The sequence below is a fragment of the Tardiphaga sp. 619_E2_N8_4 genome (assembly GCF_051810905.1).
GTDB lineage: Bacteria > Pseudomonadota > Alphaproteobacteria > Rhizobiales > Xanthobacteraceae > Tardiphaga > Tardiphaga robiniae.
The window spans coordinates 5,345,357-5,371,620 of the sequence record NZ_JBPWQJ010000001.1 but is presented as its reverse complement, the minus strand read 5'-3'; the positions used below and the strand labels follow the sequence as shown (position 1 = coordinate 5,371,620).

The window sequence follows — 26,264 nt, the reverse complement described above, 5'->3', positions numbered from 1 at the left end:
TTTGCCTGGCAGGCAGGCGGACATTCTGCCGGAGCGCTTGAGGGGAGATTCGGTGCAGACGACACTGCTCGGCCTGGCAATTGCATTTATCCTGGCGCTGGTTGCTGCTCTGGTCGGGCCCTATTTCGTCGACTGGAATCAGTTCCGCCCGCAATTCGAGGCTGAAGCCACGCGCGTGGTCGGTGCGCCCGTTCGCGTCAGCGGCGGGCTGGAGGCGCGGCTGCTGCCGGCGCCGTCGCTACGGCTACAGTCGATCACGGTGGGAAGTCCCAACGATCTCGGCAGGATCCGTGCAGACAATCTCGATGTGGAATTCAGCCTCAGTTCGTTGATGCGCGGCGAATGGCGCGCGACAGAACTCACCATCGGCGGCGCTGCGATCGATCTCGGCCTCAATGCGCAGGGGCGTATCGAACTTCCGGCTTCCACAGGGCCATTCAATCTTGGCGCGCTGGCGATAGACCGGTTGAACTTCACCGGTCGTGCTGCACTCCATGACGCTGCGAGCAAGAGCACGCTCGAACTCTACGACATCGCCTTCAGCGGCGATGTTCGTTCATTGGCGGCCGGCGCCATGCGCGGTGATGGCAATTTCCTGTTGTCGGGCGCGCGCTATCCGTTCCGTTTGTCCTCCGGGCCGACCGGCGACGGCAACGGCACGCGCGTTCGTTTTACTGTGGACCCCGGCGAGAAGCCCTTGTCCGTCGATCTCGATGGCGTGCTCAACTTCGACAATCGCACGCCACGCTTCGACGGCGCACTGACTCTCGCAAGCCCGGCCGGCCTGAAGGCGAATGGTGCGGGCGATCAACTGCCAACGCCGTGGCGCGTCTTCGCCAAGGTCAAGGCCGATCCGGCCGCTGCGCATATGGAAGCGCTTGAAGTCAGCTATGGCGCGGAAGACACCGCTTTCAGGTTCGCTGGTCTTGCTGACATGCGCTTTGGCGCATCGCCACTGCTGCATGCGGTGCTGTCGGCCAAGCAGCTCGATGCCGATCGCCTGCTCTCCAGGGATCAAGCGACCAACGATACCGCCACACCGTTGCCGGTGCTACGCAGGCTGCTGGCGAGCATTCCGTCTGCGCCTTTGGCGACACAGATCGAGATCGGCGTAGAGCAGATCATGCTCGGCGGAAAGCCTGTGCAGAATATCGGCGCTGACCTGCGTAGCGATGCAGCAACATGGACGGTCGATCGTCTCGAGTTTCGCGCGCCAGGCGCGACCCGCGTCACGTTGAGCGACGGCGCAGCACAGCCAGGTGCATCGAGCGGCTTCAAGGGGGCCATCGCGGTCGAGTCGTCCGATCCGGATACGCTTGCTGCGTGGCTCAAGGGCCGAACAGACGTCGGCTTGCGCAATCAGAAGCCGCTACGCATTCGTGGCAATATCACTTCGGTGTCCAATCGCTTGGCCATCGAGGCACTGAAGGCGGAGATCGACGGGGGTACGATCGAAGGTCGTGCTGCATATTCGTATTCCTCGGCTGCTGGCGGCTCCCGCTTCGATGCCGACCTGAAGGCCGACCGGCTCGATCTCGACGCAGCGGTGGCTTTGATCCGATCGCTTGGCGAGCCGCAGGCCGAGTGGCCAGATGTAGGGCAGGTGTCACTCGATATCGGTCGTGCTGTGTCAGCCGGGCAGGAGATGCGCCCGTTCGTGGCGCAACTGGCCTACAGCCCAAAGACGATCTCGGTCGATCGCTTCAAAGTCGGTGAAGCCACCGGCCTGATGCTCGATGGCCGCGCTTCGTTCGATCGCATGGAAGCCACGGGCGGACTGACACTCAACGCCACGTCCGCATCGATGAGTCAGATCAGCAACTTGCTCACGCCGCTGGCGCCGTCTGTTGCGGCGAGGCTCAGCGCCATGACCGCGACGCCCGGTGCGGTTCGAGTCAAACTGTCGCTCGATCTGGCAAAGGATCAACAACGCGCCGATCGCACAAATGCGCGCGCCGTATTCGATATCGATGCGGCGCAGGTGAAGGGGACGACGACGTTGACCGCATCTGCTCCCCTAGCGGCGATGCGTGGCGTCGACCTCAATGAGCTGTCGCGCAGCGATGTGACACTCGAGTCTAAATTGGTCGGGCAGGGCGGGCAACTTCTCGCATTGTTGGGCCTGAGTAACGTGATCGCCGCAAGCGACGCCGTTGTGAATTTCGAAGGATCGGCAAAAGGACAATGGCGCGCGCCGCTGCGCGTCACGGCAAAACTGTCCGGCGCGGATGTCGATGCCGATGTTCAGGGTAGTGCAGAACCTTGGGCGGGATCACCGAAAGCATCGCTCGTGGTTGCGATACGTCGCGCCAATCTGGCGCCGCTGGTCGCTCTCAAGCCGTCGGATGCGGCCGCGCAGAATGTCAGCCTGTCATCGCGGCTCACATTGAACGGCGACAAAGTTACGTTGGAGGATATCGACAGCACACTGGCTGGCTCACGCGTGCGCGGCCGTATTGCGCTGACGCTGGGTGCCGAGAAAGCCATCGATGGTCAGATCGGCATGGATGCGATCGAACTTGGACCGGCCTTTGGTCTCGCTGTGGGCACGAGAGGTCGCGACGCCACGGATCCGCTCGGGCATGGTGTGCTGCAGGGATGGCGCGGGCAGATGGCCTTTCAGGCGCTGCGCGGGACATTGCCTGGCGGTGTTGAATTGCGTCCCATCAGTGGCACTGTGAAGAGCGACGGCCAGGCCCTGACGATCGATACGATCAAAGGGTCTGTCGGTGGCGGCGAAATCACGGCTGATGTCGATCTCAAGCCATCGATCACCGGATATGCGCTTGGCGCCCGCGTGCAATTCTCCGGCCTAGATGGAGCGGCGTTGCGCTATCGCTCTCTGACAATGCCCGCGGGCAAGACGTCGCTGCGGATGACGCTGGCCAGTCAGGGGCGCAGTGCCTCGGCTCTGGAAGGCGCATTGTCCGGCAATGGATTGCTGACGATCGACGGGGCGCGCATCAATGGCCTCGATCCACGTGCCTTCGACATTGCCATTCGCGCCAGCGATTCCGGGCAGGCTACGAATGACGTCAAGTTGCGTCAGATCGTCGATACCGCGATCACCGGCGGTGCATTGTCCGTAACTTCGGTGCAGGTCCCGTTCAGTATCAAGGATAGCCGCCTGCGGGTTGGTGCGACGACGCTCGATGGCGAAGGAGGGCGTGCGATCGTGTCAGGAGGTTACGATATCGTTGCCGACCAGGTGGATATGCGCGCGACATTGACCGGCACGAGCGCGGGGACGTCGAGCGTTCGACCGGAAGTTCAGATCTTCGCGGTGGGAACGCCTGACAAGCTCGATCGCACGCTTGATGTGGCGGCGTTATCATCCTGGCTCGCAGTGCGCGCAATCGATCGCGAGACGCGCCGGCTTGATTCGCTTGAACGCGGTGAGTTGCCACCGGCGGCTGTGCCCGTTGCCGTTCCTCCGCCGTCCGCCTCGCTGCCCGTCGACACGCAGGCGCATGCGAGCGATCCACCGACAGCCTCTGCGCCCTCTGATGTGCTTCTTCCCGGTCGCGATCCGCGCCGTCTTGCACCGAAGGCTGCTACGCCTCGTCCTGCGACACCGCCTGTTGCAAGTCAGCAGGTTGCGCCGCTGCCAGCACCCATTGAAGTTCGTCCGGCACCCGGTGCTGCACGCGCACCAAGGCCGAGGCCCGCGCCTCCGCTAGTACTGACACCGCCGACCGCGAGTTCAGCGCGGCCGACGTTCTGACGATGACTCAGCAAACACAACCGGCGGCGAAGCGATTCGCTTAAGGTCGGCTGTGTTTACGCCGAGAGATTGTGCTCCGGCATCCGCTGTTGCGGAACGGCACGTGTACGGAAGTAATCGAGCACGAACAGCCGAATCGCGGACGACAAATTGCCCTGCTGACGGTTCGTGTCGATCTCACCAACCAGCTCAGAAAGCGTCATGTCGCGAAGATTCGAAATCTCCTTCATGCCGTTCCAAAACGCCTCTTCGAGACTCACGCTGGTCTTGTGACCCGCAACAACGATCGATCTCTTAACTACGGGCGATTTCATGATGCGTCCTCGCCATCGATGTGATGCTGATCCAGCACGTTGTTCGCACGGACTGTGCGCTGCTCCTGCAATGCTCGTTCTGACTTAGTTCGTCCGAAGCGCGCACGGTTTATATCGGCTTGTTTTGCCGATTCCTCTCGTGCAGTGCGCTTCTTGAAGCGATTGAGATTGATCAGGTCACCCATGATCGCTCCTGTCTTTAAAAAATGATGGGGTGGGAAACGTCGTCTTCACCATCCAGTAGTTGTACGAGACGAGGGTGAATTCGGTTTCGGTATCCATCCTAAAATATTCTCCGTAGTTCCAAACAAGCTCCGCAGAAAAATGAAGTCATCTACGAAGCGTAACCAGATCACCTTCTGCTGTATCACAAGGAAAAACGCGTCTGATATGCGACCATTCTAACCATTTAGCAGATATGAATTATAACTATTTCCTTCTGGAGTTATTCTCAACAAGCTGTGAGCAAATATTCTTGCTTACCCAGGATGTATCATTTTGGCCGGCTGAACAAGAAGATCGAACTCTGCTGCACTAACAAAACCGAGCCGCAGCGCTTCCTCCTTCAATGTCGTTCCGTTTGCATGAGCAACCTTAGCTACTTTCGCCGCGTTATCGTAACCGATTTTCGGTGCGAGTGCAGTCACGAGCATCAGTGATCGTTCCATCAACTCATGAATTCGTTTTTCATCGGCGCGAATGCCGTTGATGCAGTGCTCTGTGAAGGATCGCGCAACGTCTGCCATCAATTGGATGGACTGCATCATGCAATGGGCCATCACCGGCTTGTAGACATTGAGCTCGAAGTGACCCTGACTGCCGGCCACCGTAATTGCCGTGTGGTTACCGAATACCTGACAGCATACCATTGTCATTGCTTCACATTGTGTCGGATTTACCTTTCCAGGCATGATCGATGAGCCAGGCTCGTTCTCCGGAAGTATCAATTCGCCGAGTCCGGAACGGGGCCCGGATCCGAGCAGCCGGATGTCGTTTGCAATCTTAAATAGACTAGTTGCAGCCGAGTTGATCGCACCGTGTGCAAACACATAGGCGTCGTTTGATGCGAGTGCTTCGAATTTGTTCGGTGCAGTGATGAAAGGCAGCTTGGTAATTGTTGCTGCGTGCTTCGCGAACAACTTCGCAAAACGAGGCTTGGAGTTGAGGCCGGTCCCGACTGCAGTTCCACCTTGGGCGAGCGGGTAGAGATCCTTCACGACGCTTCGTAGGCGTTTGATGCCGCTTTCGATCTGTGCGGCATAGCCTGAAAACTCCTGCCCGAGCGTGAGCGGCGTCGCGTCTTGTGTATGTGTACGTCCGATCTTCACGATCTTTGCGAAGGCTTTTTCCTTCTTGCGCAACGCAGCATGTAGTTCGCTTAGTGCGGGGATGAGGTACTCAACAATACCCTGCGTTGCCGCAATGTGCATCGCAGTCGGAAACGAATCGTTGGACGATTGACTCATGTTGACATGGTCATTGGGATGCACTGGCTTCTTGGCGCCGCGTTCACCGCCAAGAAGCTCGTTCGCACGATTGGCAATGACCTCGTTGAGATTCATGTTGGTCTGCGTGCCGGAGCCGGTTTGCCAGACGACCAGTGGGAAGTGATCATCCAGTTTCCCGTCGATGACTTCGCGTGCTGCGCTCACAATGGCCTTTGCAAGCTTGGGCTCGAGAAGTTTGAGTTCGCGATTGGTTTCGGCCGCTGCCAGCTTGACGATGCCGAGCGCGCGAATGATCGGCATCGGCATGCGATCGTGACCGATCTTGAAATTCTGTCGCGACCGTTCCGTTTGCGCTCCCCAATAGCGATCCGCTGCGACCTCGATCGGACCGAAGCTGTCGGTTTCGGTGCGGGTGGTGGCGGAGGTCTTCGAGGATTTGGCCATGGGTACGGTCCTTGCGATGCCGCGCTCCCTGTAGAGACTTCTGGCGGGTGCGGCGCATAAGAATGGGGCCGCGCGAACGCGGCCCCGGCACCTTACAACGTCTTGCGATTATTTTTTCCGGAAGCGGTCTAAACGGACGACTTCTGCACCTTCGCCCGATTTTGGCGGTTCTTCCTCTGAAGCAGGCGCGGGCGGAGCCGGAGGGGCGGCGAGAGCAGATGCCGCAGTGGCTGCGGACGACGCACCGGCAGCCGGGGTCTCTGCAGCGGTTTCGGTTTCGAACTGCAGGCCGAACTGCACCGAGGGGTCGTAGAAGCTCTTAATGGCGTTGAACGGCACGACCAGGCGCTCGGGGATTCCGTTAAAGGACAGGCCCACCTCGAAGCGATCTTCGGTGACCACGAGATCCCAGAACTGATGCTGCAGGATCACCGTCATTTCCTCTGGATACTGGGCCAGCAGGCGCGGCGATAGTTTGACGCCGTCAGCCGTTGAAACGAAGGTGATAAAGAAGTGGTGCTCGCCCGGCAGGCCATGCTCGGCAGCGTCGATCAGCACGCGCCGCAGAACGCCACGAAGGGCGTCGCGCGCCAGCACATCGTATCGAATATGATCGGTTGCCATCGGTCGGTCCCGTCGCTTGTCTTGGTCATGGCCATACATGGAGTGAGGGCGAGGCCGGAGGCCGACTCGCGTCACATACTGTTCTATCCATTCTATCCCGGTCTTGACCCGAGGTCAGCAGCCGGAAAAGCTGGCGCCCTCTATATATGACGCAAATTGGACGCGATACAGCCGGGCGGTCATTTCAACCGCCGATTGGCGTGGAAACAGGCAAAAATCAATTGGCCCAATGGGCGGATGGCCCTAGTTCTGGACCATGCGTCCAAGTTCACCACAGGCTGACGCCCCCATAGCGGAACTCGCGTCGGCATCGCCGCCGGGACTGCTGACGCTATTCCTCGCCTTTGCAAAGATGTCCCTGGCCGGTTTCGGTGGCGTTCTGGTTTGGGCGCGCCGGGCGATCGTCGAGCAGCACGGCTGGATGACGCCCGAGGAATTCAATGAGACTTTCGCACTTTGCCATTTCTTGCCGGGGCCGAATATCGTCAATCTGTCGGTGGTGTTCGGGGCGCGGTTTCGCGGTGTGCCTGGCGCTATTGCAGCCTTTGCGGGATTGCTGGGTCCGCCCGTGGTCATCGTGACCATTCTGGCGATCCTGTATGCACGCTTTGGGGATATCGAAGCGCTGCGGCGCACACTTGCCGGCGTCTCATGCGCTGCCGTTGGACTGCTGTTCGCGGTGATTTTCCGAATGATGCTGCCTCTTCTGAAGAAGCGTGAGCCCGTCAGCCTGGCGCTCCTGATCGCCGTTTTCGTCGCCGTTGGCGTGATGCGATGGCCATTGCCGACCGTTCTTCTGGTGTCGATTCCCGTCAGTATCGGCCTGACCATGTTGATGCGACGGCGGGCGGCAGCATGAACGATGCCACTCCCGGATCGCTTGTCACGCTGGCCTGGTCGGTCGGGCTGATGTCGCTTTTTGCCGTGGGCGGCGCCAATTCGGCCATTCCCGAAATTCATCGGCTCGCGGTCGATGTCAACCACTGGATGTCCGACAAGCAGTTCGCGGATGTGTTTGCGATCTCGCAGCTGTCGCCGGGGCCGAACGTTCTCATTGTGACGCTGATCGGCTATCAGGTCGCCGGCATCCTCGGTGCGATGGTTGCAACACTGGCCATGTGCGGGCCGACGGCCGTGTTTGCTTATTTTGTCAGCCAATTGCTTGCGCGGTCGGGCCACGCGCAATGGCCGGGAATCGTACAGGCCGCGCTGGTCCCCTTATCGATAGGTCTCATGAGCGCGAGCGGGTTGGTTCTGCTGTTCGCTTCCGACACCACCTGGACGGCGTTTCTGGTAACGGGGAGCGCCGCCGTTTTGGCGTTTGCCACGCGGCTTAACCCGCTATGGTTGTTAGTTGCCGGGGGCCTTCTTGGTTTCGCTGGCGTTCTCTGACGAAAATCGCTAGCAAGCTTGACCACGGAGCCGTTGGGCGGTCTCCGAACGATGTTGTTTGGGCTAAATGCTCGTGACAGGGGAACGTACCAATGAGTGATGCGCCGAGCCATGCGCCGGAGAAATCCATCTTACCGAGCTGGGTCAAAGGCCCTCAAGACTTTATCGGCGGCCTTGCTTTGGTGGCGATTGCTGCATTTGCTCTGTGGGCATCCAGCGATCTGCAGGGCATGCATGGCTTCTCGTTCGGAGCAGGTACCGCGCCGCGGATGTTCGGCATTCTGCTGCTGGGTCTTGGTGCAGCCGTAACCGTTGTCGGCATTTTCACAGAAGGCCCCGGGCTCTCCAAGTTCCACTGGCGCGGTCCGTTTTTTGTGGCGCTGGCCATTCTGGTTTTCGCGGTCGGCATTCGTCCGATGGGCATGATCTTCGCGGCGATGTCGAGTTTTCTGATTGCTGCGCTCGGCACGCCCGAGACGCGCTGGAAAGAAACGATCATCGTTGGCGCCTGCCTCACGGGCTTCTGCGCCTTGCTGTTCCCGTATGCGCTTGGTCTGCCGTTGCAGATGTGGCCGACATTTCTGATCCGCTAAGAACGAGGGCGTCATGGGTGATCTTTTTTCGAATCTCGGTCTTGGCTTCAGCACCGTCTTCCAGTTCGTGCAGTGGACGCCGGCGTTCCTTGGCGGAATGTCGATCCCGCTTCCGATCAATATTCTGCTCTGTCTGATCGGTGCGCTGGTCGGTACGCTGGTCGGCGTTCTGCCGGGCATCGGTACCATTGCCACCGTGGCGATGTTGCTGCCGATCACGTTCGGTCTGCCGCCGGTCGGCGCGCTGATCATGCTCGCCGGCATCTATTACGGTGCGCAATATGGCGGTTCGACCACGTCGATCCTGGTCAATATTCCGGGTGAAGCAGGTTCGGTCGTAACTGCGCTCGACGGCTTCCAGATGGCGAAGCAGGGCCGTGCCGGTCCGGCGCTCGCGATTGCAGCAATCGGCTCGTTCTTTGCGGGTTGCGTTGCGACGGTCCTTATCGCTGTGCTCGGCGCGCCGCTCACCAAGCTCGCGCTTGCGTTCGGTCCTGCAGAATACTTCTCGCTCATGGTGCTCGGCCTGATCTTTGCCGTGGTGCTTGCCAAGGGCTCGGTGCTGAAGGCGATCGCGATGATCGTATTCGGTCTGCTGCTGTCCATGGTTGGCTCCGACATCGAGACCGGTGCGTCGCGCATGTCGTTCAACATCCCTGAACTCGCTGACGGCCTAGGCTTCGCTACGGTCGCCATGGGTCTGTTCGGCTTTGCGGAAATCATCCGCAACCTGGATGCGGGCGGCGAGGAAGATCGCCAGCTCGTGCAGCAGAAGGTCACGGGCCTGATGCCGACCAAGAAGGATTTGAAGGACTCTGCGCCGGCAATTCTGCGCGGCACGGTGCTCGGCTCCATTCTCGGCATTCTGCCGGGCGGCGGCGCGGTCATCGCATCCTTCGCGGCCTATACGCTTGAGAAGAAGCTGTCGAAGGATCCGAAGCGTTTCGGTCGCGGAGCGATCGAAGGCGTTGCGGCGCCGGAAAGCGCCAACAACGCTGCAGCGCAAACCTCGTTCATCCCGCTGCTCACCCTCGGCATTCCGCCGAACGCGGTGATGGCGCTGATGGTCGGCGCGATGACCATCCATGGCATCGTGCCAGGCCCGCAGGTGATGCAGAAGCAGCCGGAACTCGTCTGGGGCATGATCGCCTCGATGTGGATCGGAAACCTGATGCTGCTCGTCATCAACCTGCCGATGGTCGGCATCTGGGTTCGGCTGCTTCGTGTGCCGTATCGCCTGATGTTCCCGTCGATCGTGGTGTTCTGCAGCATCGGCATCTATTCGGTGAACAACGCACCGATGGACGTGGTGCTCGCAGGCGTGTTCGGTTTGCTCGGCTACTGGTTGATCAAGCATGACTTTGAACCGGCGCCGCTGCTGCTCGGCATGGTGCTTGGTCCGCTGATGGAAGAGAACCTGCGTCGTGCACTGCTGATCTCGCGCGGCGATGCGACGGTGTTTTTCACCCGTCCGTTGTCGGCCACCCTGATGGCAATCTCGGCGTTCCTGCTGATCCTCGCTGTGCTTCCCGCACTGCGAAAGAAACGCGACGAAGTCTTCGTCGAATCCGAGAGCTGACGAATCTCTCCACGCATCTGCGTCGTTACGCCACGGCCCGAAGTCGAATAGACTTCGGGCCTTTGCTTGTATTCAGTCCCGCGACTGTCGTTATTTTCGCGGCAAAAACATTTTCGGAGGAAACCAAATGAAGCTGTTCAATCGCAGAGTTGCGATCAGTGGCCTGGCGGCCGTCGCCGGCTTCGGCGCACTGGCAACCACTGTTCAGGCGCAGGAATACCCGACGCGCAACATCACCATGATCGTGCCGTTCGCGGCCGGCGGCCCCACCGATGTGATCGCGCGCATCGTCGCTGCGGACATGTCGAAGACGCTGGGCCAGCAGATCATCATCGAGAACGTCGTCGGCGCTGGCGGCACGACCGGCGCGACGCGTGCAGCGCGTGCGGCCAATGACGGCTACACGATCATCACCGGCCACATGGGCACCCATGCTGCGGCGGTGCCGCTGTATCCGAAGCTCGCTTATCACCCCGAGAAGGATTTCGAGCCTGTCGCGCTGCTCGCCGGCACGCCGATCCTGATCCTGGCGAAGAAGGATTTCGCGCCAAAGGATCTCAAGGAATTCGTCACCTATGTGAAGGCCAACAGCGACAAGTTGAACATGGCTCATGCCGGCGTCGGTTCGGTGTCGTACTCGTCCTGCGAATTGCTGAGCTCGGTTTTGGATATCAAGCCGACCGGCGTGCCGTTCAATGGCACCGGTCCGGCGATGAACGCGCTGGTCGGTGGTCAGGTCGATTATATGTGCGACCAGATCGTCAACGCGGTTCCGCAGATCAAGGGCGGCACCATCAAGGCCTATGCCATTGCGACGCCCGATCGTAACCCGTCGCTGCCGGACGTCCCGACCACCATCGAAGCCGGGCTGCCGAAGTATCAGGCCTCGGCCTGGAACGCGATCTTCGCACCCAAGGGCACGCCTGCCGCGATCACTGCCAAGCTGAACGCCGCGGCCGCCAAGGCGCTGGACGACGAGAACGTCAAGAAGCGTCTGCTCGATCTCGGTTCGGACATTCCGAAGCCGGAAGCCCGCACCCAGGCGGCGCTCGGTTCGCTGGTGAAGAGCGAAGTGGAGAAGTGGTCGGCGGTGCTCAAGCCCGCAATGTGATCGGGAACCGGCTAACCGGTTGATTTCAAGGGCCGGATCCCCAAGGGATCCAGCCCTTGCCGTTTGCGGGCAGGGACACACTTTTTCGGGTATAATCCGGGAATCGGCGTGTCCGACCACCGGACGAGGCGATAAGTTCGCCCGCTCACAAGCCCGCAAGATCGACCATGAACCAGTATCACGACCTGCTAGAGCGAATCCTGAGCGACGGTGCCGAGAAGCACGACCGCACCGGCACAGGCACGCTGTCGGTGTTCGGCCATCAGATGCGCTTCAAGCTCAGTGATGGTTTCCCCGTGCTGACCACCAAGAAGCTTTCGCTGAAGGCGATCATCCACGAGCTGCTGTGGTTTTTGGCAGGCGATACCAATATCAAATATCTCAAGGACCACGGCGTCTCGATCTGGGATGAATGGGCGGACGCCAATGGTGATCTCGGCCCGGTCTATGGATCGCAGTGGCGCTCATGGCCGGCGCCCGACGGACGGAGCATCGACCAGATCGCCAATGTGGTCGATATGATCAAGCGCAATCCGGACTCGCGCCGGCTGATCGTGACGGCATGGAATCCCGCCGAGATCGACAAGATGGCGCTGCCGCCATGTCATTGTCTTTTCCAATTCTATGTCGTGAACGGCAAGCTGTCGTGCCAGCTCTATCAGCGCTCGGCCGACGTCTTCCTCGGCGTGCCGTTCAATATCGCCTCCTATGCACTGCTGACGATGATGATCGCGCAGGTCACGGGTCTCAAGCCCGGCGACTTCGTCCACACCCTTGGCGACACGCATCTCTATTCGAATCACCTGGAGCAAGCGCGGCTGCAGTTGACGCGGCCGACGCGTACGCTGCCGGTGATGAAGATCAATCCGGACGTGAAGGACATCTTCGCGTTCCGCTATGAGGACTTCACCCTCGAAGGCTACGATCCGCATCCGCACATCAAGGCCGAGGTCGCGGTTTGACCGCAACGACGGCTACCCCTCAGATCGTCCTCATCTACGCCGTAGCCGAGAACGGCGTGATCGGGCAGGGCAACGCCATGCCATGGCGGCTGAAGTCGGACATGCAGCGGCTCAAGGCGCTGACGATGGGCAAGCCGATCGTGATGGGGCGCAAGACGTTCGAGTCGTTTCCGAAGCGACCGCTGCCGGGCCGCACCAATATCGTCATCACGCGCAATGCCGACTATCAGGCCGCGGGGGCTGTAGTCACTACGTCGCTTGCCGATGCGCGCGCGGTGGCGACTGGCGATGCGCTGCGGCGTTTGGTCACTGAGATTGCCGTGATCGGCGGCGCCGAGATCTATGCCCAATGGATGGGGATCGCCGACCGTCTCGAAGTGACCGAAGTTCACGCGCAGCCGACCGGCGATACCTTTATGCCGCCGGTCGATCTCACTGTGTGGGAAGAAGTGGCACGCGTCAGGAATGCGGCGGCGGGCGAGGACAGCGTCGATTTCTCCTATGTGACATATTGCCGGAGAGCGCCCCGTTAACCGCGTTTTCCGCCCGTTAACATTGACTTTCGCGGCCTCGGGCATAGCTCCAGCGATCAAGAACCCCGCGTTGTAAGAGCTGGGGTCGTCCCCTATAAAGCCATGCAGACGTGGCGAGACCGGTATGTCCGGCCGCGCAGAGGAGAGTGTTGAATGCCGTGGAAGAATCAAGGCGGAGGCCCATGGGGCTCTGGTCCGAAGGGACCTTGGGGTTCTGGTCCGCAATCATCCGGACCGAGGCCGCCTGATCTTGAGGATCTGCTGCGCAAGGGGCAGGACCGCCTGCAGTCGATGTTGCCCGGCGGCTTCGTCAGCGGCATGGGCATCGCGCTCGTGCTCGCCGTGGCGCTGGTGATCTGGGGTCTGTCCGGCTTCTTCCGCGTGCAGTCCGAAGAGCTCGGTGTCGTGCTGCGCTTCGGCAAGCATGTCCGCACCGTGCAGCCCGGCCTGAACTATCATCTGCCTTATCCGATCGAGACCGTGCTGTTGCCGAAGGCGCTGCGCGTATCGACCTTGTCGGTCGGCATGTCGATCCTGGAAGATACCGGTCGCCGTGGCCGCACTATCCGCGATGTGCCGGAAGAAAGCCTGATGCTGACCGGCGACGAGAACATCGTCGATGTCGACTTCACCGTGTTGTGGCGCATCAAGCCCGACGGTGTCGGCAACTTCCTGTTCAACATCCAGAACCCCGAAGGCACCGTCAAAGCGGTCGCCGAAAGCGTGATGCGTGAAGTGGTTGGCCGCGCCAACATTCAGCCGATCCTCACCGGCGCACGCACCACCACCGAAACCCAGGTGCAGGAACTGATGCAGAAGACGCTCGACGGCTATAGCGCCGGCGTCCTGATCCAGCAGGTCCAGCTGCAGAAGGTCGATCCGCCGGCACAGGTGATCGATGCGTTCCGTGACGTGCAGGCGGCACAGGCCGACGCCCAGCGTCTGCAGAACGAAGCCCAGACCTATACCAACCGCGTTGTGCCAGATGCGCGCGGTCGCGCCGCGCAGATCCTGCAGGTCGCCGAAGGCTATCGCGAACAGGCGATCGCCGAAGCCAAGGGCCAGAGCGCGCGCTTCCTGAAGGTCTACGACGAGTACAAAAAGGCGCCTGATGTAACCCGTCAGCGTATCTATCTCGAAACCATGGAGCGGATCTTCGGCGGTGCCGAGAAGCTGGTCTATGACGGCGGCCAGGGCGCCGGTGCTTCGCAAGGCGTCGTGCCTTACCTTCCCTTGAATGAACTGACGCCGCGGCGTCAGCCTCCGGCGCCATCTGGTCAGCCTCAGCAGAGCGGGAGCACCCGATGAAAACCGGCATCTCAGGTATCGTTGCACTGATTGTAGTGCTGGTGCTGGTCATCGTGGGCTTCGGCTCGATCTATACGGTGCGCCAGACTGAACAGGCCCTTGTGGTGCGACTCGGCGAGCCCGTTCGCGTGGTCACCGAACCCGGTCTGAACTTCAAGATCCCGTTCATCGACAGCGTGATCTCGATCGACAAGCGTATCCTCGATCTGGAAAACCCGGCTCAGGAAATCATCGCCAATGACCAGCGTCGTCTGGTGGTCGATGCCTTCGCTCGCTACAAGATCAAGAACGCGTTGCGCTTCTATCAGAGCATCGGCTCGATCCAGGCGGCGAACATCCAGCTCACCACGCTGCTCAACGCGGCCATGCGCCGTGTGCTCGGCGAGGTCACCTTCATCCAGATCGTGCGCGACGAGCGCGAGAACCTGATGAACAAGATCCGCGAGCAGCTTGACAAGGAAGCCGACGGTTACGGCATCTCCGTCGTCGACGTTCGTATCCGCCGCGCCGATCTGCCGGAGGCGAACAGCCAGGCGGTGTATCAGCGGATGCAGACCGAGCGTCAGCGGGAAGCTGCTGAATTCCGCGCCGGCGGTGGCCAGAAGGCGCAGGAGATTCGCTCCAAGGCCGATCGTGAAGCAACGGTGATCATCGCCGATGCGAATTCGACGGCTGAACAAACCCGCGGTGCCGGCGACGGCGAGCGCAACCGTCTGTTTGCCGAATCCTACGGCCAGGATCCGGAGTTCTTCGCGTTCTACCGCTCGATGACGGCTTACGAGAACGGATTGAAGAGCAACGACACCCGCTTCCTGCTGCGGCCGGATTCGGAGTTCTTCCGCTTCTTCGCCAATCCGTCGGGCAAGCCCCCCGCGGCAAAGCCGCAGTAACGGCGTCACTGGTTAAGCTTACGCGGATACCTGTTTTGCGTTCGCTGCCACTCTGATCTAAAGGATGAGGCGCGCCATCGTGGCGCGCCTCATTTGTTTTCAGAAAAGCGCCAAGAAAACTGCCAAGAAACTGCGGCCAGGGTGCGAACGTTCGGGAGTTGAAGTCGGATGAGGTCCATAGCGTTTGCCGACTTCCTCATCGGCATCGGAATCCTGTTCGTATTCGAAGGCATCCTGTTCCTGGCATTTCCCGGATGGATGCGCCGCGCGATGAAGAGCGCGCTGCAAAGCCCTGACAATATCCTGCGCATCGCCGGTCTGGTCTCGGCCGTCGGCGGCCTGATCCTGATCTGGGCGATCCGGCGCTAGCGGCGGTTCATAATCTCTCCGGGCGTCCGAAAAAGCTCTTCCGGATCAACGCGATCGTGCACGTTTACGTCCGCATTCCGCCGCAATCCACGTCCCAGATGGGCCAGCCGGATGGCCCGCGCGAAGGCTTGCGCGATGTCGCCGTTCGGGCGCACTCTCAGCCAAATTTGCCGACTCTCTTTTGGAGACGTTTCCGACATGTCAATCGCTCATCCCTCTCTGAGCTCCGTTTCGCGCCGTGCACCGTATGGCGGCCTGCGTCCGCTGCTGACGGCGCTTTGTTTTGGCGCCGCGGTCGCCACGTTTTCCGCGCCGGCCTCGGCCCGCGGACCGGATGGCATCGCTGACGTCGCCGAGAAGGTGATCGATTCCGTGGTCAATATCTCGACCACCTCGACTGTCGAGGCGAAGAACAGCGACAAGGGGGAGGGCGGTGGCCGCGGGGCGATGCCGCAACTGCCGCCAGGCTCGCCGTTCGAGGAGTTCTTCGACGACTTCTTCAAGAACCGTGGCGGCCGCCCCGGCGGCGACAAGAATGGCGGCCTGCAGCCGCGCAAGACCAATTCGCTGGGCTCCGGTTTCATCATCGACACCTCGGGTGTCGTGGTCACGAACAACCATGTCATCGATGGTGCCGACGAGATCACCATCATCATGAATGACGGCACCAAGATCAAGGCCGAGCTGGTCGGCGTCGACAAGAAGACCGATCTGGCGGTGCTCAAGTTCACCCCGGTAAAGCCTGTGGTCGCCGTGAAGTTCGGCGATAGCGAGAAACTGCGGCTTGGCGAATGGGTGATCGCCATCGGCAATCCATTCTCGCTCGGCGGCAGTGTCACCGCCGGCATCGTCTCCGCGCGTAACCGCGAGATCAGCAACAACAGCCCCTATGACAGCTACATCCAGACCGACGCTTCGATCAATCGCGGCAATTCGGGTGGTCCGCTGTTCAACCTCGAGGGCGAAGTGGTCGGCGTGAACACGCTGATCATCTCGCCCACCGGCGGCTCCATCGGCCTCGGCTTCGCCGTGCCGTCGAAGACCGTGGTCGGCGTCATCGAACAGCTGCGCGAATACAAGGAAGTCCGCCGCGGCTGGCTCGGTGTGCGCATCCAGCCGGTGACGGACGAGATTGCCGAGAGCCTGAACATCAAGCCGGCGCGCGGCGCACTGATCGCGGGTGTCGATGACAAGGGCCCGGCCAAGCCTGCCGGCCTCGAGCCCGGCGATGTGGTGATCAAGTTCGACGGCCGTGATGTCAAGGAGCCGAAGGACCTGTCGCGCATCGTTGCCGGCACCGCCGTCGGCAAGGCCGTCAATGTGCTGATCATTCGCAAGGGCAAGGAAGAGACCAAGCAGGTCACCCTCGGCCGTCTCGAGGATGACAAGCCGGTGCAGGCCTCGATCAAGGCCACGCCGGAAGCCGAGAAGCCGGCGACGCAGAAGGCGCTGGGCCTCGACCTCACCGGTCTCAGCAAGGATCTGCGCACCAAGTACAAGATCAAGGACAGCGTGAAGGGCGTCATCGTGACCGGCGTCGATGCCGGCTCCGACGCCGCCGAGAAGCGCCTGGCCGCCGGCGACGTCATCGTCGAGGTCGCGCAGGAAGCGGTCACCAACGCCGCCGACGTCAAGAAGCGCGTCGATGCCTTGAAGAAGGACGGCAAGAAGTCGGTGCTGCTGCTGGTGTCGAATGCCGAAGGCGAGCTGCGCTTTGTGGCGCTGAGCGTGCAGTAGGGGTGCTTTCTTCTCCCTCCCTCAAGCGCGGCGAAGCCGCGCGCAGCGGGGAGGGTGGCGCGTTTGAGAGCGAAGCGAACAAACGTGACGGGTGGGGTGCCCCACGTGAGGGCGTCGCTCGTGGCACCTCCACCCCGGCCTCCACTTCGTCGATGCTGCGCATCGCCTCGTTCGGCCGACCCTGCCCGCCTAGCGAAGCTTCGCTTCGCGCGGGGGGGGGATGCCACAAACGCCTGCGCGTCATTCACAGATTCAACTGTCAAACAGCCACTGCTCTAGACAACACGTGTTCTTCAGACATGTGTCATCACCCCTGTTGTTTGCGGCGCGGGGGCGCCGTCGTCTCTTGCATTCCCACCCTCTTGCGAGAGGGCGTGCGGAACGCCGGGTGCCCGTTGCACCCTTGGGCCTGATGCGAATGCGGTCTTCCGCAATTGAGAGTGCATCAGGACTTTCGGAGGCGCCGAGCGAGTGCCCGACGTTCCGCCTGCGGTGTTTTTTCGGTTGCCTGCACATCTGCCATGGCGAACGGTCCCATCACCAAAATTAATGTCCCAGGGCGGAGGGACAGGGTAGCCGCAAAGCACTTGGCCGAACGCGTTTCAATTTGGTCGTCCGTCACACTGTCCAGAGAGTCTTTCCATCCCAAGGTCGGCCGTCTCCTTACCAGTGGCAGTGCTGGCGCAGATCCGTGCTGCCCGAAGACAGACGTTCCCCCATGAACCGCGCGACGCCGCATCTCCGGCGTCCACCGCATCCCACCCCGCGAACGTGACGATCGCGATCGCCCCTCTCGGTGGGGCAGGACGAAGGAGAATATAAACCTGATAGGGATGTTGTCAACGGGAGATAGGAAAATATGTTTGATCGCTGTCGTGCCGCCTCACACTGTCATTCCGGGGCGGGACCGGCGCCGCAGGCGACGGGACCGAGCCCGGAATCCCGACATGTTCAGCGCAAAACACACCGAGATTCCGGGTTCGCGCCGGCCCGCTTCGCGGTCCTCTGCGCCCCGGAATGACGAGGAAGAGACGGTGTTACCAAACTAGGACTTTGCCTAGCTCACAAACTCGCTGCGCTTGTAGCCCTGCGCATACAACAACGCCGTGAGATCGCCGTGATCGATCCGGGCTGCTGCGGCAGCTGCCACCGCAGGCTTGGCGTGATAGGCGACGCCGAGGCCGGCATCCTGGATCATCGCGAGATCGTTGGCGCCGTCGCCGACGGCCATGGTGTCGAGATTGTCGAGATCGAAGGACTCGCGTAGCTCCACGAGTGTGGCGAGTTTCGCGGCCTTGCCGAGGATCGGCTCGGCGACCGTGCCGGTCAGCTTGCCATCCGCGACATGCAACACGTTGGCGCGGTTTTCCTGGAAGCCGACGAGTTCGGCGACCTTGGCTGTGAACAGCGTGAAGCCGCCGGAGACGAGGCAGGTATAGGCGCCATTGGCGCGCATAGTCTGCACCAGTTCGCGGCCGCCCGGCGTCAGCGTGATGCGCTCGGCCAGCACCTCATCGACGACGCCGACTTTCAGGTCTTTCAGGAGCGCCACGCGTTCGCGCAGCGCCGGCTCGAATTCGATCCCGCCGCGCATGGCGCGCTCGGTGATGGCGGCGACATGAGCCTTGAGGCCGGCGAAGTCAGCGAGCTCGTCGATACATTCCTGGCCGATCATGGTGGAATCCATGTCGGCGAGAAACAGCTTCTTGCGGCGGTCGCTGACAGGCTGCACGACAACGTCGATCGGCATATCGCCGCGCGCTGCGCGCAGGCGGTCGCCGAGCGCGAGCATGTTGTGGTCGCTGGCGAATAGGATGTCGGCGGCGACGCCGTCGCTCAGCCAGTGCATCTCGGTGTCGCCCGGCAGAAGTGCGCGCAGACCGTCGACCACCGTGCTATCGAGAGCGGGATTGGCGGGGTTGCAGATCAGGGTCGCAACGAGAGACATGACGTGAGTTCCAGTCCGGACAACAGAGCGCTGCTTATCGCAGGGCCGACCGCCAGCGGCAAGTCGGCGCTGGCGCTGGCCGTGGCGCGCGCGCAGAACGGCGTGGTCATCAATACCGACAGTATGCAGGTCTATCGCGACCTGCGCGTGCTGACGGCGCGCCCGACGGTCGAGGAAGAAGCGCAGGCGCCGCACCGGCTCTATGGCACGGTCGATGCCGCGGTGAATTTCTCCGCCGGCGCCTGGGTGGAGGAGGCGGCGCGGGTGCTTGCCGAGGTGCGGACGCAAGGCAAACTGCCGATCTTCATCGGCGGCTCCGGACTGTACTTCAAGGCGCTAACGCGCGGGCTGTCTGCGGTGCCGCCTGTTGCAGCCGAGGTGCGCGAGGATGTCCGCGCGCGGCTGGAGCGCGATGGGCCTGAGACATTGCATGCGCAACTCGCGCTGCTTGATCCGGTCTCTGCCGCGCGGCTGAACCTGCGCGACCGCACGCGCATCGCCCGTGCGCTGGAAGTCGTGGAAGCGACCGGACGTTCGCTCACCGACTGGCATAGCGAGGGCTTGCCGCCGCTGCTGCCGCCGGAGGGCGTCACCGCGCTGTTTCTGGCGCCAGACCGCGACGAGCTCTATGCGCGGATCGATGCGCGGTTCGGGCGAATGCTGGACGAGGGAGCGCTGGACGAAGTCGCGGCACTGGCTGCGCGCGGTCTCGATCCGCTGCTGCCGGCGATGAAGGCTCATGGCGTGCCGGCGCTGATCCGGCATATCCGCGGCGAGATCTCGCGCGAGGAGGCCGCGGAGATCGGGCAGGCGGATACGCGCCACTACGCCAAGCGGCAGTTCACGTGGTTTCGGCATCAACTGCCGGAGTTCGCGTGGATGACGGTGGAGGAGGCGGGGACGAGCTTGGCCAGAGCTCTTGTCAGTTGACCCATAGGGTGGTACAATGGCTCATCTGGGAGGCTCTGAATGATCGTCGGGTTTCGCGATGATTGGTTGCGGGCCTTCTTCGTGGACGACGTCCATTCTCGCAACATTCCGGCGGACCTTGAAATCCGGCTGTTTCGCAAGCTTCAGATGATCGACGATGCGACCACCGATCAGGATCTGCGCGTACCGCCGAGCAATCATTTCGAAAAGCTGCGCGGCAAACTTGGCGGCTTGCACTCGATCCGCGTCAACAACCAATGGCGGCTGATCTTCCGCTGGGATAGCAGCCGCGGCGAAGCGTCGGATCTTTATCTCGACGATCACAGCTATCGATGAGGTGACTCATGCTGATGACCAAACGCAAGCCGGCCACTGTCGGTGAAATCCTGGTCGAGGAATTCATGCAGCCGCTTGGCCTGACACAAGGGACATTGGCAAAGGCGATGGGTGTCCAGCGCAAGCATGTGAACGAGTTGTGCAACGATCGCCGTAACGTGACCGCGGCGACCGCGCTCATTCTCGCGCGCGTCTTCGGCAACAGCCCGGACTTCTGGCTGAACGTGCAGCGCCGCGGCGACCTTTGGGAGGCGATGAACTCGCCGCAGGAACTGGCGCGGATCGAACGTGCGACGCCTCTGGTGACTGCGGCGTAGTTCGCCCCAAGACGGTCATTCCGGGGCGCCGGGCAGCGGCGTAGCCGCTGGCAGGCGACCCCGGAATCCCGACATGTTCATCACCTCTAAAACCCGGGCGTCGGAGAGGTGGCCTTCATTCTGGGATTCCGGGTTCGCGTGCGCAAAGGTGCGCCCGCGCCCCGGAATGACGAGTGTGAGGCCTTTGATCGTAACCGCCGCATATCTGCCCGCCCGTTTTTTCCGCTCGCCGAATGCCAAAGACCCGGCTAGGCTCCAAAATCAGCGCGATCACAGCAACTTCCCTTGACATCCCCCGTTTGCTGGCTATGTTTCGCGCAAGTTTTGAAAAGTCGGACTGATCCTGTGCGCAACAAAGTTACAAATCTCCTTATTATCGTGGTACCCTGGCGCACCGCCGGGGGTAGCTGACGGCTACCCACGAACCGAGCGGTGTGCACAGGGTCCTGAACGGGCCCTTTTTTATTGTCTGAACTTCAAGCTTTCCGAACCCAGCGACCATCCAGACCAAGCCGCGCCGCAGAGCGCATCCGGAGCGAACCATGAGCGACAGCAAGCCTCACGATCCCAATCAGATGACCGGCGCCGCGATGATCGTGCGCGCGCTTGCTGATCATGGCGTCAAGCACATCTTCGGCTATCCCGGCGGTGCGGTGCTGCCGATCTATGACGAGATCTACCAGCAGTCCGAGGTCGAGCACATTCTGGTCCGCCACGAGCAGGGCGCCGGCCATGCCGCCGAAGGTTATGCGCGCTCCACCGGCCTGCCGGGCGTCGTGCTGGTGACCTCGGGTCCGGGCGCCACCAATATGGTGACGCCGCTGGCCGACGCGCTGATGGATTCGATCCCGCTGGTCTGCATCACCGGACAGGTCCCGACGCATCTGATCGGCAATGACGCGTTCCAGGAATGCGACACCGTCGGCATCACGCGGCCCTGCACCAAGCACAACTGGCTGGTCCGCGACGTCAACGATCTCGCCAAGGTGCTGCATGAAGCCTTCTATGTTGCGACCACCGGCCGTCCGGGCCCGGTCGTCGTCGACGTGCCGAAGGACGTGCAGTTCGCCACCGGCACCTATCATCCGCCGCGCAAGTCGGACGTCCATATCTCCTATTCGCCGCGCGTGAAGGGCGATGCCAATGCGATCCGCAAGGCGGTGTCGTTGCTGGCAGGGGCCAAGAAGCCGATCATCTATTCCGGCGGCGGCGTCATCAATTCGGGTCTCGCGGCATCGAAGCTGCTGCGCGAGCTGGTCGAGGTCACCGGTTTCCCGATCACCTCGACGCTGATGGGCCTCGGCGCCTATCCGGCATCCGGCCCGAACTGGCTGGGCATGCTGGGCATGCACGGCACTTACGAAGCCAACATGGCGATGCATGACTGCGACGTCATGCTGTGCGTCGGCGCGCGCTTCGACGACCGCATCACCGGCCGCACCGATGCGTTCTCACCGAACTCGAAGAAGATCCATATCGACATCGATCCGTCGTCGATCAACAAGAACATCCGCGTCGACGTGCCGATCATCGGCGATTGCGGCAATGTGCTGGGCGACATCCTGCAGGTGTTCAAATCCGAGGCGAAGAAGCCGGATACCAAGGATTGGTGGAAGACCATCGCCACCTGGCGCGCGCGCAATTCGCTGGCCTACAAGAAGAACGATGATGTGATCCTGCCGCAATTCGCGATCCAGCGGCTGTTCGAGGCGACGCGCGGCCACGACACCTACATCACGACCGAAGTCGGCCAGCATCAGATGTGGGCGGCGCAGTTCTTCGGCTTTGAGGAACCGCATCGCTGGATGACATCCGGCGGCCTGGGCACCATGGGCTACGGCCTGCCGGCGGCGCTGGGCGTGCAGGTTGCGCATCCGGACTCGCTGGTCATCGATATCGGCGGCGATGCCTCGGTGCAGATGACGATGCAGGAAATGTCGGCGGCGGTTCAGCACGAGCTGCCGATCAAGATCTTCATCCTTAACAACCAGTATATGGGCATGGTGCGCCAGTGGCAGCAGCTGCTGCATGGCAACCGGCTGTCGCATTCGTACTCGGAAGCACTGCCTGACTTCGTCAAGCTCGCTGAGGCCTATGGCGGCGTCGGATTCCAGTGCAGCAAGCCCGGCGATCTCGACGGCGCGCTGCAGGAGATGATCAAGGTGAAGAAGCCGGTGCTGTTCGACTGCCGTGTCGCGGCGCTGGAGAATTGCTTCCCGATGATCCCGTCCGGCAAGGCGCATAACGAAATGCTGCTGCCGCTGGAAGCCAATGATGAAGCCACCGCCGCGGCCTTCGCCGGCGGCAAGGCGCTGGTGTGATGCAGATAACACAGGCCCTCATCCTGAGGAGCCGCACTTTTGTGCGGCGTCTCGAAGGATGAGTGTCCAAGCTCATGGTTCGAGACGCGCGAAGCCGCGCTCCTCACCATGAGGGATGTAACATCGTGGCGAAAGCCAAACGAGACTTCGACAGGGAACGACAATGGAACAGCCTGCCTCCGCCTATTTCATGGAAGAGCGTCACGATCCCAACGAGACGCATACGCTGACGGTGCTCGTCGCCAATGAGCCCGGCGTGCTCGCGCGCGTCATCGGTCTTTTCTCCGGCCGCGGCTACAACATCGAAAGTCTCACGGTGTCCGAGACCGAGAGCCACAAACATGTCTCGCGCATCACCATTGTCACCACCGGCACGCCGATGGTGATCACGCAGATCAAGCATCAGCTCGATCGCATGATTCCGGTGCATCGCGTCGTCGACATGACGCTGACCGGCCGCTCCATCGAGCGTGAGCTTGCCATGGTCAAGCTGCGCGGCACCGGCGAGCATCGCGTCGAGGCGCTGCGGCTCGCCGAAGCGTTTCGGGCGCGCGTTATCGACGCCACCATCGAGAGCTTCGTGTTCGAGATCACCGGCAATACCGGCAAGATCAACCAGTTCATCGACCTGATGCGGCCGCTTGGCCTCGTCGAGATCTCGCGCACCGGCGTCGCCGCCATCAGCCGCGGACCGGAGGGGATGTAGCCTCCGCGCATCGCAGTCATGAAACCTCTCGACATCGCGTTGGCCGTGGCAGTGGCCGTGATCTGGGGCGTCGGCTTCGTGCTGACGCGGATCGCGGTCGACGAGATGTCGTCGACGCTGCTCACCACGCTGCGCTTCGGCATCACGGCGCTGCCGTGCCTGTTCCTGCCGAAGCCGAAGCTGTCATGGCTGCTGATCGTCGCCACAAGCTGGCTGCTGGTGGCGCAATTCCTGGCGCAGACCTATGGCATGGCGCATGGCGTGCCGGCGGGGCTGACTTCGGTGATCGTGCAGAGCCAGGCGCTGTTCACGGTGGGCGCCGCCGCGCTGTTCCTGCGGGAATTGCCGACGCTGCAGCAGGTCGTGGGCATCGTCATCGCCATGGGTGGGCTGCTGATGATCTGCTTCACGGTCGGCTATGACTTCAGCGTGTTTCCCTTCACCGTGCTGATGACAGCACCGGTGAGCTTTGCCTTCTCCAACCTGCTGCTGCGGCGCGCGCAGGGTGTGCCGATGCTCGATCTGTTCGCGTGGATCAGCCTCGTCGCGCTGCTGCCGCTGCTGGTGGTGTTGTTCAGCGTCGATGGCGCGAGCACGACGTGGCAATCGCTCACGCATGTCTCGCTGAAGGCTTTCGCCTGCGTTCTGTTCCTCGCAGTGGTCGGCACCACGCTGGGCTACTGGATCTGGGGGCGGCTGCTGCGTGATTATTCCGCCGCACAGGTCGTGCCGTTCGCGCTGCTGGTGCCGTTCATCGGTGCGGCCGCGTCGAGTGTCACGTTCGGCGAACAGTTTGGATCACTGCGGCTCGCCGGTATGATCGTCGTCGTCTGCGGCATTGCCGTGATGTTGCTGTCGAAGCGCCCACCCACGCTTGTCGAGGTGGTTTGAGGTCATGTCGCAACAACTCTTGTTCGCCTTTATCGTATTCGCCATCGTGATGTTCTTCACGCCCGGCCCGAACAACATCATGCTGCTCGCGTCGGGGCTTAATTTTGGCTTTCGTCGCACGCTGCCGCATGTCTTCGGCGTCACCGTCGGCTTTGCTTTCATGGTCGCCGTCACGGGCCTCGGATTGGGGGCGGTCTTCACCTCCTATCCGGTGCTGCACACCGTCCTGAAATATGCCGGCGCCGCGTATCTCGTTTATCTCGCCTTTGCGATCGGGATGTCGGGTCCGCCCAACCCGGGTGACGCCGAACGGCGCCGGCCGATGACGTTTTTCGGCGCAGCGCTGTTTCAATGGGTCAACGTCAAGGGCTGGGTGATGGTGATCGGCACCATCACCGCCTATGCGGCGATTGCGAACTATCCCTGGAACATCCTGCTGCAGGTCGCCCTGTCGCTGCTGCTCGGGTTCGTCTCCTGCGTCACTTGGGTGCTGTGCGGCACCTCGCTGCAATCGCTGGTAAAATCGCCTGGCGCGGTCAGAGCCTTCAATATCGTCATGGGGCTGCTGCTGCTGGCCTCTCTGTATCCGGTGCTGGTCGAGCTATGAGCCCGACGCGCAGCGTAAAATCACCGTCGCGGGCTTGTCTCGCGGCACCCGTCGCCCTAGAAACCGGCGGCAATTCATGGTCATCCACCACGCGGTGGTGACCCGTTCGAACGGGCAGCTTTGAAATATAGTTGCTGAAGAGAGGAAATACCCATGCGAGTTTATTACGATCGCGACGCCGACCTGAACCTGATCAAGGGCAAGAAGGTCTGCATCGTCGGCTACGGCAGCCAGGGCCATGCCCATGCGCTGAACCTCAAGGACTCCGGCGTCAAGGACGTGGTCATTGCGCTGCGCAAGGGCTCGGCCACCGCGAAGAAGGCGGAAGCCGCCGGCTTCAAGGTGATGGAAGTCGCCGAGGCCGCCAAGTGGGCCGACCTGATGATGATGCTGACCCCTGACGAATTGCAGGGCGACATCTATCGCGACCACATGCATGACAACATGAAGAAGGGCGCTGCGCTCGTCTTCGCGCACGGCCTCAACGTGCACTTCAACCTGCTCGATCCGCGCGAAGATCTCGACGTGCTGATGATCGCGCCGAAGGGCCCCGGCCACACCGTGCGTTCGGAATATCAGCGCGGCGGCGGCGTGCCCTGCCTGATCGCGGTTCACAAGGACGTCTCGGGCAATGCCCATGACCTCGGCCTCAGCTACGCTTCGGCAGTGGGCGGCGGCCGCGCCGGCATCATCGAGACCTCGTTCAAGGAAGAGTGCGAAACCGATTTGTTCGGCGAGCAGGCCGTTCTCTGCGGTGGCACCGTCGAGCTGATCCGCGCCGGCTTCGAGACGCTGGTGGAAGCCGGCTACGCGCCGGAAATGGCTTACTTCGAGTGCCTGCACGAACTGAAGCTGATCGTCGACCTGATCTATGAAGGCGGCATCGCCAACATGAATTACTCGATCTCCAACACCGCCGAATACGGCGAATACGTCACCGGCCCGCGCATCGTCACCTCGGAGACCAAGGCCGAGATGAAGCGCGTGCTGACCGACATTCAGTCCGGCAAGTTCGCCCGCGACTGGATGCTGGAAAACAAGGTCAACCAGGCCTCGTTCAAGGCGACCCGTCAGCGCAACAACGCGCATCCGATCGAGGAAGTGGGCGCCAAGCTCCGCGACATGATGCCGTGGATCAAGGAAAAGGCGCTGGTCGACAAGACCAAGAACTAAGCGCTTT

25 protein-coding genes are annotated in these 26,264 nt (G+C 61.6%); 20 read left to right on the top strand and 5 right to left on the bottom strand.

Going from position 1 to position 26,264, the window contains the following annotated elements:
* The first annotated feature begins 52 nt into the window (after nt 1–52).
* Complete coding sequence (locus tag AB8A23_RS25630) at nt 53–3,724, top strand: AsmA family protein (protein WP_439057703.1); 3,672 nt, start codon at nt 53–55, stop codon at nt 3,722–3,724.
* A gap of 56 nt (nt 3,725–3,780) precedes the next feature.
* Here the strand turns inward: AB8A23_RS25630 and AB8A23_RS25625 are convergent, their stop codons facing one another.
* The 4 genes from AB8A23_RS25625 to AB8A23_RS25610 all read right to left on the bottom strand — a co-directional run bounded on the left by AB8A23_RS25625 (nt 3,781) and on the right by AB8A23_RS25610 (nt 6,554).
* Nucleotides 3,781–4,038, bottom strand: a complete 258-nt coding sequence (locus AB8A23_RS25625) for a ribbon-helix-helix domain-containing protein (protein WP_068734045.1) — start codon at nt 4,036–4,038, stop codon at nt 3,781–3,783.
* Complete coding sequence (locus AB8A23_RS25620; protein ID WP_439057704.1) at nt 4,035–4,223, bottom strand: DUF4169 family protein; 189 nt, start codon at nt 4,221–4,223, stop codon at nt 4,035–4,037. Before AB8A23_RS25620 ends, AB8A23_RS25625 begins: the two co-directional genes overlap by 4 nt.
* A 294-nt stretch (nt 4,224–4,517) precedes the next feature.
* A complete protein-coding gene (gene fumC, locus AB8A23_RS25615; protein WP_439057705.1) occupies nt 4,518–5,930 on the bottom strand; it encodes a class II fumarate hydratase in 1,413 nt (470 codons plus the stop codon).
* A 108-nt stretch (nt 5,931–6,038) separates the two neighbouring features.
* On the bottom strand, nt 6,039–6,554 hold the full coding sequence (locus tag AB8A23_RS25610) for an SspB family protein (protein ID WP_439057706.1): 516 nt from the start codon (nt 6,552–6,554) through the stop codon (nt 6,039–6,041).
* Between the two features lie 256 nt (nt 6,555–6,810).
* Here AB8A23_RS25610 and AB8A23_RS25605 point away from each other — a divergent pair, with 256 nt between their 5' ends.
* The 11 genes from AB8A23_RS25605 (at nt 6,811) to AB8A23_RS25555 (ending at nt 17,028) form a co-directional block, all read left to right on the top strand.
* Entirely contained in the window at nt 6,811–7,413 is a 603-nt protein-coding gene (locus AB8A23_RS25605) for a chromate transporter (protein ID WP_089268257.1), read from the top strand.
* Complete coding sequence (locus AB8A23_RS25600; RefSeq protein WP_439060454.1) at nt 7,410–7,946, top strand: chromate transporter; 537 nt, start codon at nt 7,410–7,412, stop codon at nt 7,944–7,946. The genes AB8A23_RS25605 and AB8A23_RS25600 overlap by 4 nt, the downstream gene beginning before the upstream one ends.
* Nucleotides 7,947–8,038: 92 nt before the next feature.
* A complete protein-coding gene (locus tag AB8A23_RS25595) occupies nt 8,039–8,539 on the top strand; it encodes a tripartite tricarboxylate transporter TctB family protein (RefSeq protein WP_089268259.1) in 501 nt (166 codons plus the stop codon).
* A 13-nt stretch (nt 8,540–8,552) separates the two neighbouring features.
* Nucleotides 8,553–10,118, top strand: a complete 1,566-nt coding sequence (locus AB8A23_RS25590) for a tripartite tricarboxylate transporter permease (RefSeq protein ID WP_170849787.1) — start codon at nt 8,553–8,555, stop codon at nt 10,116–10,118.
* A 127-nt stretch (nt 10,119–10,245) separates the two neighbouring features.
* Complete coding sequence (locus tag AB8A23_RS25585; RefSeq protein ID WP_089268260.1) at nt 10,246–11,229, top strand: tripartite tricarboxylate transporter substrate-binding protein; 984 nt, start codon at nt 10,246–10,248, stop codon at nt 11,227–11,229.
* 167 nt (nt 11,230–11,396) lie between these two features.
* Nucleotides 11,397–12,191 (top strand): thymidylate synthase, encoded by a 795-nt coding sequence (locus AB8A23_RS25580; RefSeq protein ID WP_089268261.1) that lies wholly within the window; start codon nt 11,397–11,399, stop codon nt 12,189–12,191.
* Entirely contained in the window at nt 12,188–12,724 is a 537-nt protein-coding gene (locus tag AB8A23_RS25575) for a dihydrofolate reductase (protein WP_439057707.1), read from the top strand. The genes AB8A23_RS25580 and AB8A23_RS25575 overlap by 4 nt, the downstream gene beginning before the upstream one ends.
* A 153-nt stretch (nt 12,725–12,877) precedes the next feature.
* Nucleotides 12,878–14,032: an FtsH protease activity modulator HflK gene (gene hflK, locus AB8A23_RS25570; RefSeq protein WP_089268263.1), complete on the top strand. Its 1,155-nt coding sequence runs from the start codon at nt 12,878–12,880 to the stop codon at nt 14,030–14,032.
* Nucleotides 14,029–14,922 (top strand): protease modulator HflC, encoded by an 894-nt coding sequence (gene hflC / locus AB8A23_RS25565; protein WP_089268264.1) that lies wholly within the window; start codon nt 14,029–14,031, stop codon nt 14,920–14,922. Before hflK ends, hflC begins: the two co-directional genes overlap by 4 nt.
* A gap of 168 nt (nt 14,923–15,090) precedes the next feature.
* Nucleotides 15,091–15,291: a DUF2065 domain-containing protein gene (locus AB8A23_RS25560; protein ID WP_068734021.1), complete on the top strand. Its 201-nt coding sequence runs from the start codon at nt 15,091–15,093 to the stop codon at nt 15,289–15,291.
* A 198-nt stretch (nt 15,292–15,489) separates the two neighbouring features.
* A complete protein-coding gene (locus tag AB8A23_RS25555) occupies nt 15,490–17,028 on the top strand; it encodes a Do family serine endopeptidase (RefSeq protein WP_439057708.1) in 1,539 nt (512 codons plus the stop codon).
* A 1,057-nt stretch (nt 17,029–18,085) separates the two neighbouring features.
* Here AB8A23_RS25555 and serB read toward each other — a convergent pair.
* Nucleotides 18,086–18,976, bottom strand: coding sequence for a phosphoserine phosphatase SerB (gene serB / locus AB8A23_RS25550; protein WP_439057709.1), 891 nt, complete (start codon nt 18,974–18,976; stop codon nt 18,086–18,088).
* Between the two features lie 3 nt (nt 18,977–18,979).
* Here serB and miaA point away from each other — a divergent pair, with 3 nt between their 5' ends.
* From miaA to ilvC, 8 genes are all read left to right on the top strand, one after another.
* Nucleotides 18,980–19,906 (top strand): tRNA (adenosine(37)-N6)-dimethylallyltransferase MiaA, encoded by a 927-nt coding sequence (gene miaA, locus AB8A23_RS25545; protein ID WP_439057710.1) that lies wholly within the window; start codon nt 18,980–18,982, stop codon nt 19,904–19,906.
* A 39-nt stretch (nt 19,907–19,945) separates the two neighbouring features.
* Nucleotides 19,946–20,242, top strand: a complete 297-nt coding sequence (locus AB8A23_RS25540; protein ID WP_439057711.1) for a type II toxin-antitoxin system RelE/ParE family toxin — start codon at nt 19,946–19,948, stop codon at nt 20,240–20,242.
* Between the two features lie 8 nt (nt 20,243–20,250).
* Entirely contained in the window at nt 20,251–20,559 is a 309-nt protein-coding gene (locus tag AB8A23_RS25535) for a HigA family addiction module antitoxin (RefSeq protein WP_439057712.1), read from the top strand.
* Between the two features lie 542 nt (nt 20,560–21,101).
* Nucleotides 21,102–22,880: an acetolactate synthase 3 large subunit gene (locus tag AB8A23_RS25530; RefSeq protein WP_439057713.1), complete on the top strand. Its 1,779-nt coding sequence runs from the start codon at nt 21,102–21,104 to the stop codon at nt 22,878–22,880.
* 163 nt (nt 22,881–23,043) lie between these two features.
* Nucleotides 23,044–23,586, top strand: a complete 543-nt coding sequence (gene ilvN / locus AB8A23_RS25525) for an acetolactate synthase small subunit (RefSeq protein WP_068738461.1) — start codon at nt 23,044–23,046, stop codon at nt 23,584–23,586.
* 18 nt (nt 23,587–23,604) lie between these two features.
* A complete protein-coding gene (locus tag AB8A23_RS25520) occupies nt 23,605–24,477 on the top strand; it encodes an EamA family transporter (RefSeq protein ID WP_439057714.1) in 873 nt (290 codons plus the stop codon).
* A 4-nt stretch (nt 24,478–24,481) separates the two neighbouring features.
* A complete protein-coding gene (locus AB8A23_RS25515; RefSeq protein ID WP_439057715.1) occupies nt 24,482–25,084 on the top strand; it encodes a LysE family translocator in 603 nt (200 codons plus the stop codon).
* A gap of 153 nt (nt 25,085–25,237) precedes the next feature.
* On the top strand, nt 25,238–26,257 hold the full coding sequence (ilvC, locus tag AB8A23_RS25510) for a ketol-acid reductoisomerase (protein WP_089267877.1): 1,020 nt from the start codon (nt 25,238–25,240) through the stop codon (nt 26,255–26,257).
* Nucleotides 26,258–26,264: the final 7 nt, after the last annotated feature.

Coding starts and splice junctions, on each gene's coding strand:
- AB8A23_RS25600 (WP_439060454.1), top strand. CDS start 7,410: ATGAACGATGCCACTCCCGGATCGCTTGTCACGCTGGCCTGGTCGGTC.
- hflK (WP_089268263.1), top strand. CDS start 12,878: ATGCCGTGGAAGAATCAAGGCGGAGGCCCATGGGGCTCTGGTCCGAAG.
- AB8A23_RS25610 (WP_439057706.1), bottom strand. CDS start 6,554: ATGGCAACCGATCATATTCGATACGATGTGCTGGCGCGCGACGCCCTT.
- AB8A23_RS25520 (WP_439057714.1), top strand. CDS start 23,605: ATGAAACCTCTCGACATCGCGTTGGCCGTGGCAGTGGCCGTGATCTGG.
- AB8A23_RS25595 (WP_089268259.1), top strand. CDS start 8,039: ATGAGTGATGCGCCGAGCCATGCGCCGGAGAAATCCATCTTACCGAGC.
- ilvN (WP_068738461.1), top strand. CDS start 23,044: ATGGAACAGCCTGCCTCCGCCTATTTCATGGAAGAGCGTCACGATCCC.
- AB8A23_RS25535 (WP_439057712.1), top strand. CDS start 20,251: ATGCTGATGACCAAACGCAAGCCGGCCACTGTCGGTGAAATCCTGGTC.
- AB8A23_RS25530 (WP_439057713.1), top strand. CDS start 21,102: ATGAGCGACAGCAAGCCTCACGATCCCAATCAGATGACCGGCGCCGCG.
- AB8A23_RS25605 (WP_089268257.1), top strand. CDS start 6,811: ATGCGTCCAAGTTCACCACAGGCTGACGCCCCCATAGCGGAACTCGCG.
- AB8A23_RS25625 (WP_068734045.1), bottom strand. CDS start 4,038: ATGAAATCGCCCGTAGTTAAGAGATCGATCGTTGTTGCGGGTCACAAG.
- hflC (WP_089268264.1), top strand. CDS start 14,029: ATGAAAACCGGCATCTCAGGTATCGTTGCACTGATTGTAGTGCTGGTG.
- AB8A23_RS25560 (WP_068734021.1), top strand. CDS start 15,091: ATGAGGTCCATAGCGTTTGCCGACTTCCTCATCGGCATCGGAATCCTG.
- AB8A23_RS25555 (WP_439057708.1), top strand. CDS start 15,490: ATGTCAATCGCTCATCCCTCTCTGAGCTCCGTTTCGCGCCGTGCACCG.
- AB8A23_RS25590 (WP_170849787.1), top strand. CDS start 8,553: ATGGGTGATCTTTTTTCGAATCTCGGTCTTGGCTTCAGCACCGTCTTC.
- AB8A23_RS25540 (WP_439057711.1), top strand. CDS start 19,946: ATGATCGTCGGGTTTCGCGATGATTGGTTGCGGGCCTTCTTCGTGGAC.
- serB (WP_439057709.1), bottom strand. CDS start 18,976: ATGTCTCTCGTTGCGACCCTGATCTGCAACCCCGCCAATCCCGCTCTC.
- AB8A23_RS25515 (WP_439057715.1), top strand. CDS start 24,482: ATGTCGCAACAACTCTTGTTCGCCTTTATCGTATTCGCCATCGTGATG.
- AB8A23_RS25580 (WP_089268261.1), top strand. CDS start 11,397: ATGAACCAGTATCACGACCTGCTAGAGCGAATCCTGAGCGACGGTGCC.
- fumC (WP_439057705.1), bottom strand. CDS start 5,930: ATGGCCAAATCCTCGAAGACCTCCGCCACCACCCGCACCGAAACCGAC.
- AB8A23_RS25620 (WP_439057704.1), bottom strand. CDS start 4,223: ATGGGTGACCTGATCAATCTCAATCGCTTCAAGAAGCGCACTGCACGA.
- ilvC (WP_089267877.1), top strand. CDS start 25,238: ATGCGAGTTTATTACGATCGCGACGCCGACCTGAACCTGATCAAGGGC.
- AB8A23_RS25585 (WP_089268260.1), top strand. CDS start 10,246: ATGAAGCTGTTCAATCGCAGAGTTGCGATCAGTGGCCTGGCGGCCGTC.